7 protein-coding genes and 1 pseudogene are annotated in these 8,184 nt (G+C 74.5%); 2 read left to right on the top strand and 6 right to left on the bottom strand.

Annotated features, from left to right (window positions below; genetic code table 11):
• The 5 genes and pseudogenes from CTKZ_RS10235 to CTKZ_RS10215 form a co-directional block, all read right to left on the bottom strand.
• Window positions 1–196: pseudogene (locus CTKZ_RS10235) on the bottom strand (hypothetical protein); the annotation flags it as partial.
• A gap of 352 nt (window positions 197–548) precedes the next feature.
• Complete coding sequence (locus CTKZ_RS10230) at window positions 549–1,124, bottom strand: DinB family protein (RefSeq protein ID WP_124342857.1); 576 nt, start codon at window positions 1,122–1,124, stop codon at window positions 549–551.
• Between the two features lie 145 nt (window positions 1,125–1,269).
• Window positions 1,270–1,659 carry a DUF779 domain-containing protein gene (locus CTKZ_RS10225; protein ID WP_124342856.1) on the bottom strand — a complete coding sequence of 130 codons (390 nt, stop codon included), beginning with the start codon at window positions 1,657–1,659 and terminating at the stop codon, window positions 1,270–1,272.
• A gap of 140 nt (window positions 1,660–1,799) precedes the next feature.
• Window positions 1,800–3,323, bottom strand: a complete 1,524-nt coding sequence (gene exaC, locus CTKZ_RS10220) for an acetaldehyde dehydrogenase ExaC (protein ID WP_124342855.1) — start codon at window positions 3,321–3,323, stop codon at window positions 1,800–1,802.
• Between the two features lie 312 nt (window positions 3,324–3,635).
• Window positions 3,636–4,919 (bottom strand): sigma-54-dependent transcriptional regulator family protein, encoded by a 1,284-nt coding sequence (locus CTKZ_RS10215; protein WP_124342854.1) that lies wholly within the window; start codon window positions 4,917–4,919, stop codon window positions 3,636–3,638.
• A 295-nt stretch (window positions 4,920–5,214) separates the two neighbouring features.
• Between CTKZ_RS10215 and CTKZ_RS22005 the strand changes: the two genes are divergently transcribed.
• Window positions 5,215–7,257, top strand: coding sequence for an amino acid adenylation domain-containing protein (locus CTKZ_RS22005; RefSeq protein WP_200829698.1), 2,043 nt, complete (start codon window positions 5,215–5,217; stop codon window positions 7,255–7,257).
• Window positions 7,258–7,310: 53 nt separating this feature from the next.
• Window positions 7,311–7,916: a TetR/AcrR family transcriptional regulator gene (locus CTKZ_RS10205; protein ID WP_124342853.1), complete on the top strand. Its 606-nt coding sequence runs from the start codon at window positions 7,311–7,313 to the stop codon at window positions 7,914–7,916.
• Here the strand turns inward: CTKZ_RS10205 and CTKZ_RS22195 are convergent.
• The coding region (locus tag CTKZ_RS22195; protein ID WP_210766393.1) for a hypothetical protein at window positions 7,897–8,184 on the bottom strand (288 nt) is incomplete at its 5' end. The two genes, CTKZ_RS10205 and CTKZ_RS22195, sit on opposite strands and share 20 nt — an antisense overlap.

Raw genomic sequence — 8,184 nt, 5'->3', positions numbered from 1 at the left:
CCTCGACGACGATCCCGCGGAACCGCGCGCCCGTGGGCCGGGCGGCGGCGGGCCGCTCGCCGGGGTCGAGCGGCTGACGTTCCCAGGCGGCGCCCGGGAACCACGCGGCGGCGAGCGGGCGCACGTCGGTGCCGGCGGGCAGCACCAGGACGTGCCGGCCGACGAGCGGCGCAGGGATGACCTCGGCCAGGATCATGCGCGGACCGTACCCCCGGATTGCTGCGGGCAGGTTTCGGCAGGGTGTCGGACGCGGCGAGTCCCTCGGACACGCCGGATCCGCAGGTCAGGGCCTAATCGCTTCAGGTGTCCACATCAACACAACCCTTTGCACACCGCTGTGGACAGACCCTGTGGACAAAAGTTGCGGCGCCCCCGCACCGACGCCCGTCAGCGGGACGGACCGGTGCGAGGGCGCCGCGGGGCGACGGGCGACGGGCGACGGGCGACGGGCGACGGGCGACGGGCGACGGGCGACGGGCGACGGGCGACGGGCGACGAAGTCAACCGCGCACGCCGTCAGGCGCACACGTCGTCAGGCGCACACGACGTCAGGCGCGCACGTCGTGCAGGTGGTGCACCAGGTCGTGCACGAAGTACTGGCCGAGCGTGCGGACCGTGAACACCGACCCGTTCGACCGGCGGCCCGGGCGCTCCACCTGGTCCTCGCGCACCGCGTCGAACCGGTCCGCGATCACGTCGGCCGCGTCCGCGAGCTCGTCGGCGACCAGCACCGGGTCCTGCAGGTCGTACCGGTCCGCGAGCGCCGTCGCGTCCTGGTCCCAGTTCTCGAACAGCGGGTCGTCCTGCTCGAGCATGAGCGCGAGGCGGCCGTCGAACACCCGGAGCACGTCCCGCACGTGCGCGCCGTACTCGAGCACGCTCCACACCTGCGGCTCGGGGCGCACCCGCGCGTCCTCACGGTTGAGCGCGGAGATCCACCGCGGCGTGAGGTCGCGGACCGTGCCGCCGATCGCGTGCACGTCGACGTCGGCCGCCTGGAACCCGCACTCCGGGCACGGCTCGCGCAGCACCCAGGTCCAGTCCTTGGTGTCGGGCTCGATCGCCGGGGCGGGCTGGGCGGCGGGGGCGTCGGCGGGGGCGTCGGTCGTCGGCTCGCTCGTCATGCCCGCACGCTAGACGCTCCGCGCCACCGTGTCGCCGCCTCGTCCACACCTGTCGCCGGCTCGACGTCACGTGTCCGTCGGGGCACGCCGACGACGTCGCCGGGACCGCCGACCGCACCGGAGCCGACGTCGACCACGACACCCGTCAGACGAACCCCGCCGCGTGCAGCGCGCCGTACTCCTCGTCCGTGAGGACGCGCGAGCGCAGCAGGAACCGCACGCCCTCGGGCGCCTCGAGCGAGAAGCCCGCGCCGCGGCCCGGCACCAGGTCGATCGTCAGGTGCGTGTGCTTCCAGTACTCGTACTGCGCGCGCGTCATCCACACGGGCACGCTCGCCCCGTCGCCCAGGTCGAGGTCGCCCAGGTGCACGTCGACGTCGCCCGTGATCAGGTCGCCCGACGGGTAGCACATCGGCGACGACCCGTCGCAGCACCCGCCCGACTGGTGGATCATCAGCTCGCCGTGCTGCCCGCGCAGCGTCCGCAGCATGTCGAGCGCGGCGTCCGTCGCCGCGACCCGCTCCGGAAGTCCCATCTCGCCTCCTCCCCCGCCCGGCGACGACCGGTGCCCCGGCCGGCCGCCGTCGGGCGGCGTCGCTCGTCGTCCCGACCCGTGCCTCACGGTCGCGGCGGAAGCTCCCCTCCGAACCTCCGCCGCGACCGCGTGCCCGCCCGTCAGAACAGCCCGAGCGACTCCTGCGTGTACGACACGAGGAGGTTCTTCGTCTGCTGGTAGTGGTCCAGCATCATCTTGTGGTTCTCGCGGCCGACGCCCGAGCCCTTGTAGCCGCCGAACGCCGCCGCCGCGGGGTACGCGTGGTAGCAGTTCGTCCACACGCGGCCCGCCTCGATGTCACGGCCCGCCCGGTACTGGATCGCCGCCTCGCGGGACCAGACACCGGCGCCGAGGCCGTACAGCGTGTCGTTGGCGATGGAGATGGCGTCCTCGTAGTCCGAGAACGACGTCACCGCCACGACGGGACCGAAGATCTCCTCCTGGAAGACCCGCATGGAGTTCTTCCCCTCGAAGATCGTCGGCGTCACGTAGTACCCGCCCGACAGGTCGCCCGACAGCTCCGCCCGGTGCCCGCCCGTCACCACCCGCGCCCCCTCCGCGCGGCCGATGTCCAGGTAGGACAGGATCTTCTCGAGCTGGTCGTTCGACGCCTGCGCGCCGACCTGGGTCTCCGTGTCGAGCGGGTCGCCCTGGCGCATGCTCTCCGTGCGCAGCTTCACGGCCTCCAGGAACTCGTCGTAGATCGACTCCTGGATGAGCGCGCGCGACGGGCACGTGCACACCTCGCCCTGGTTGAGGGCGAACATCGCGAAGCCCTCGAGCGCCTTGTCGTAGAACCCGTCCTTCTCGCGGACGACGTCCTCGAAGAAGATGTTCGGGCTCTTGCCGCCGAGCTCCAGGGTCACCGGGATGATGTTCTGGCTGGCGTACTGCATGATCAGCCGGCCCGTCGTGGTCTCGCCCGTGAACGCGACCTTCCGCACGCGCGGCGACGACGCGAGCGGCTTGCCCGCCTCGACCCCGAACCCGTTGACGACGTTGACGACGCCCGCGGGCAGCAGGTCCGCGATCAGCTCCATGAGCAGCAGGATCGACGCGGGCGTCTGCTCGGCCGGCTTCAGGACGACCGCGTTGCCCGCGGCCAGCGCCGGGGCGAGCTTCCACGTCGCCATGAGGATCGGGAAGTTCCACGGGATGATCTGCGCGACCACGCCGAGCGGCTCGTGGAAGTGGTAGGCGATCGTGTCGCCGTCGATCTCCGAGATCGACCCCTCCTGCGCCCGGATCGCGCCCGCGAAGTAGCGGAAGTGGTCGATCGCGAGCGGGATGTCGAACGCGAGCGTCTCGCGCACGGGCTTGCCGTTCTCCCACGCCTCCGCCGCGGCGAGCATCTCGAGGTTCTGCTCCATGCGGTCCGCGATCTTGTTGAGGATCACGGCCCGCTCCGTGGCGGTCGTCCTCCCCCACGCGCGCGACGCACCGTGCGCCGCGTCGAGCGCACGCTCGATGTCGTCGGCGTCGCCCCGGCCGACCTCGGTGAACGTCCGGCCCGTCACCGGGCTGGGGTTCTCGAAGTAGCGGCCCGACGCGGGCGCGACGAACTCACCGCCGATCCAGTGGTCGTAGCGGTCGCGGTAGGAGATGAGGCTGCCGGGCTGTCCCGGCGGCGCGTAGACGGTCATCACGCCTCCCTGGCGGGGTCCGCGGGCGAAGGCTTGTGGCGCACCCGCGGTCGCGGCGTCGTTGCCGCGACACGCCCACGCTAGGCACGCGCCGTTGCACGACCGTTGCACCGGCTGCTGCGTGGGCGGCACGGGCGGACCGTCCACCCGGTGCTGGGTACCGCGTTGCGGCCGTGGGCGGTCACGAGACCCGGGTCGACCGGTCGCCGTGTCGTCGAGCGCGCCATCGGGTCCGGTTCGGGGGCGCGTTCGCCCGGGCGCTCGACGGCCGGGGCCGTGGCGGGGCCGCCTGCAGGGCGGTGCGCGGCGACGTCAGCCGGCGCGGTGGGTCGCCAGGCGGTGGGACAGGAGGTCGAGGCGGCCGCGGGCCTGGACGTGCGCCGGGGTGCCGCGGGGGGCGAGGACGGCGAGGCGCTGCCACGCCTGCCAGTCGTCGGCGCCGTCGTCGGACGACACCCACCGGGAGACCGCGCCCTCCTCGGGGCTGGCGAGCACGGCGGCGCGCAGGTCGGCCCGCAGGTCCTCGCGGATGCGCTCGACGCCGGGCGCGACGGACCGCGGCAGGACGACGCCCGGGTGGTTGGCGAGCGCGGCGACCACGTCGCCGACCTCCAGCAGACCGCGCACGGTGTCCGCGTCGGACCGGATCGGCGCGGTGAGGCGGTAGGGGCGGGACGGCGACAGCAGCGGCCCGACGACGCGGCGCAGGCGCGACACCTCGGCGCGCACGGTCACGTCGGACAGCACGTCGTCGCTGAGCTGCACGGCGAGCTCGTCGGCGGTGAGCCCGGCGTGGTGCTGCGCGAGGAGCAGCAGGATCTCGGCGTGCCGCAGCGTGAGTCGCACGTCGCGGCCGTCGAGGTGCAGCGTCGGCACCGCGGGACCGAGCACGCGCAGCCGCGCGCCGACGGCCGTCCGCTGCCCGCCGGTGATCGCGGTGACGACCCGGTCCGACGGCAGCTGCAGCACGGGCCCGGCGGCCGCGCGGGCCAGCTCGGCCTCGACCGCGGCGACGGTCGCACGCACCAGCGACATCATCACGGCGGTCGCGACGACGGGACCGCCCGTGACGTCGAGCACCCCGAGCACCTGCCCGGACGGTGCGCGCACGGGCGCGGCGGTGCAGTTCCACGGGTGCACGGTGCGCGCGTAGTGCTCGGTCCCGACGACCTGCGCGGGCCGCTCGGTGACGAGCGCGACACCGGGCGCGTTCGTCCCGGCGCGGTCCTCGCTCCACACGGCACCCTCGACGAACCCGACGCCCTCGACCTTGCGGCGCACGTCGCGGTCGCCCTCGACCCACAGCAGGCGACCCGCGTCGTCGGTCAGCGCGGTGATCCACCCGGCGCCCGCGCCCGGCCGGACCAGCAGGTCGCGCACGACGGGCATCGCGGCCGAGAGCGCGTGCCCGCGGCGGTAGGAGGTGAGCGTGCGGCCGGACATGTCGACGGGCGGCGCGGGGACCTCGGGGTCGACACCGCTGCGCGCGCTGCGTCGCCACGAGTCGGCGACGAGGCGTCGGACGTGCTGCCCGGCGAGGCGCCCGGTCGTGACGAAGTACTCGTGGGCGACCCGCACGGAGTCGTGCTGCGACATGACTCTCCCCTCGACCCACCGCCGAGCACTGCCCCCCGTGACCTCCGAGTGTACGAATCGTCCGCTATTTCCGCGCGGGTGTCCGGGAACGTGTCGTCGTGGTCTCGCCGGGCCCCGGGGGCCTCCGCTCGGACCGGCGGCCGTCGGGCGTACTTCCCGTGCCGTCGCGCGCTCCTTCTTCGTGGCGCGGCGGACGTCCACCGGCGTGCCCGGGCAGCGTCGGCTGCCCTTTCGTGCACGGTCTGCCGCGGCCCGGGGCCGCGCGACTAGCCTGACGAAGGTCGAGGGAGACGGTATGGCCGAGCGCATCTGCGACGTGTGCGGCGCCGTGAACCCGGCGACGGCCGAGTTCTGCCGGGTGTGCGACACGTACTTCGGCTGGGACGGCGGGCAACCGCCGACCGGCCCGACGAGCGCGCCCACGACGACCGCGCCGGTGACGGGCCCCGCGACGACGACGACCGCGCCCGCACCGACGACGAGCACTGCGACGACCGCACCCTCCCCCACGACGCCCGCACCCGCGACGCCGGCGGCCGGGACCGGGCCGGTCGGGGTCGCCTCCGGGTCCACGCCCGCCGCGGAGCTGCGGCCCGAGGAGCGCGCCGCGGTCCCCGTCGTGTCGCCCGAGCAGGCGGCCGTCGTCGTCACGAAGGACACCCCGGGCACGTTCACGCTGTCGCTGAAGAACGTGTCGCCGGTCGTCGACGGGATGGTCGTGCACGCGCTCGCGCCCCCGTCGTGGCTGGTCGTGACGCACGACGACGCGAACCTCATGCCGGGCGAGGCGCGCACCGTCACCGTGACGCTCGCGGCCCGCGCCGGGGAGCCGGTCGTCGCGCAGAACCTCGACCTGCCGATGCTCGTGCGGTCGTCGCTCGACCCGACGAAGGCCGCGCCGGTCGCCGTGCGGGTCACCGTGCCGCCGTACGGCCCGCCGCCGACGCTCACCACGCGCCCGCACCTGCTCCAGCTCGACGACGCGACCGACGGCGCGTTCACGGTGACGGTCGACAACCGCGCGTCGAACCACCCGCGGCACTACGCCCTGACCGTGCAGGACGACGAGGACGTCGTGCGTGCCGACGTCGTGCCGCCCGCGGTCGACGTCCCGGCGCTCGGCACCGCGGACGTGCGCGTGCGGTTCAGCGCGCCTGCGCCGGACCCCGGTCGCGAGGCGACGCGGCGGCTCACGTTGTCGGCGTCCGACGACGACGGACCCGTGTCGACGTCGGTCACGGTCGTGCAGCGCACGGCCGCGGAGGAGGAGCCCGAGCCGTTCACGGTGCGCCTCGAGCCGAGCCACCTGCACGTCGTCGGGACGGAGACGGGCGCGTTCGACGTCATCGTCGACAACCGGGCCGAGGACGACGGGCTCGCGGTCGACGTGACCGGCCGCGACCCCCAGCGCCTCGTCGCGTTCTCGTTCGGGCACGACCGGTTCGTCGTGCCGGGCGGCCGGGCGACGCGCGTGCACGCGCTGCTGCGGACCAGCGCCCCGGCGCCGGGCACGTCGGCGTCGCGGCCGTTCTCGGTCGTCGTGTCGGACGGGCGGCGCGAGGTCGAGGCGACGGGGGTGCTCGACGTGAGCGCACCGGCCGACCCGATCACGACCGCACGGCTGCAGGTGTCGCCGGCGACGTTGTCCACCGAGGCGCGACGCGGGGCGTTCGCGGTCGACGTCGACAACCGTGCCGGCACGTCGCCGCTGACGGTGCGGCTCGCGGCCCGTGACGAGCTCGGGCAGGCGCGGTTCACGTTCTCGCAGGACCAGCTCACGGTCGCTCCCGGTCAGGTCGCGCGCGTGCAGCTCTCGTTCGACGCGCCCCTGCCCGACGGCGGGACGCAGCGGTCCCGTGCGGTGACGGTCGTGGCGAGCGACGCCGCCGGGTCGGTCGAGGGTGCGGCGACGCTCACCCAGACGGCACGCGACTGGCGGCCCGTCGCGAAGCGGTGGCTCGTGTGGCTCGGCGCGCTCGCGATGATCGCGGGGGCGCTGCTGCCGTGGCTCGACGGTCAGGTCGTCGACCTCGAGCTCGTCGTGACGGAGGCGTCGACGGGCAACGAGGTCGCGATCAGCATCGCGGCGGCCGTCGCCGCGACCCTGCTGGTCGCGCTCCTCGCGCTGATCATGCTGCTCGGGCTCACCGGGACCGGGAAGCAGATCCGGCGGTCGGCGATCCTCGCCGCGCTGCTCGGGATCGGGGCGCTCGTCGCACAGCTGCAGTTCCCCGTCGACGACGCGTTCGTCGTGACCAACGGCGTGCCGCTGATCCTCGTCGGGGCGGTGCTCGGGTTCATCGGCGGGGTGTTCGCGCGGCCGCGAGCGCGCTCCTGACCAGCGGGCGGGCACGGGGACGTGTTTCTGACAGAACGTGAGACGATGTCACCATGCCCAAGATCATCGGCGGGTCGCTGCACGAGCACCGCGAGCAGACGCGCAGCAAGCTCTTCGCCGCGCTGTCCGCCCTCATGGCCGAGCGCGGCTTCGACGCCATCACGCTCGCCGAGATCGCCCAGGCCGCCGGCGTCGGACGCACCGCCGTCTACAACCACTTCCCCGACAAGGAGGCGCTGCTCCTCGGCTTCATCACGCACGAGACCGAGCAGTACACCGCCACCCTGCAGCGCTCGCTCGACGACATCGACGACCCCGTCGAGCAGCTCCGCACCTACGTCCGGCAGCAGGCGTCGCTGACGCGCGTCTACCACGTCGCCCCCGGGCCCGAGCTGCGCTCCGTCCTGTCCCGCGGCGCGCAGCAGCGGGTCCGTGAGCACGTCGTCGTCGTCGAGCAGATCCTGCGCCGCATCCTCGCCGCCGGGATCGAGTCGGGCGTCTTCCCCGACCAGGACGTCGACACGATCGTCCCGCTCGTCAACGCGTGCCTGTCCGGGCGCGGCGTGCCCCAGGGCGGCGCCGAGCGCGAGCGCGCGATCGAGCAGACCGAGACGTTCGTGCTCCGCGCCGTCGGCGCCCTCACGCCCGTCCCCGCCTGACGTGCCGCACCGCGACAGCCGACCCGGCCGACGCCCCGGGCCGGGCGGCCGGGGCCGTCCCGGTCGCGGGGGTCAGCGCCCCGACGACCAGCGCCGACAGCCCACGTCCGACGACCGGCGCGCCCGCCCCGGCGGTGACGACCGACGCACCCGCCCGAGCGGCGACGACCGACGCGCACGCCCGACGAACGACGAGCGACGCGCACGGCCCGGCGGCGTCGACGACCGGCGACCGCGGTCCAGCACCGACGAGCGGCGCGACCAGCGG

This window comes from Cellulomonas algicola (assembly GCF_003851725.1).
Taxonomy (GTDB): Bacteria; Actinomycetota; Actinomycetes; order Actinomycetales; family Cellulomonadaceae; genus Cellulomonas; species Cellulomonas algicola.
This window is presented reverse-complemented; position numbering and strand designations above follow the sequence as displayed.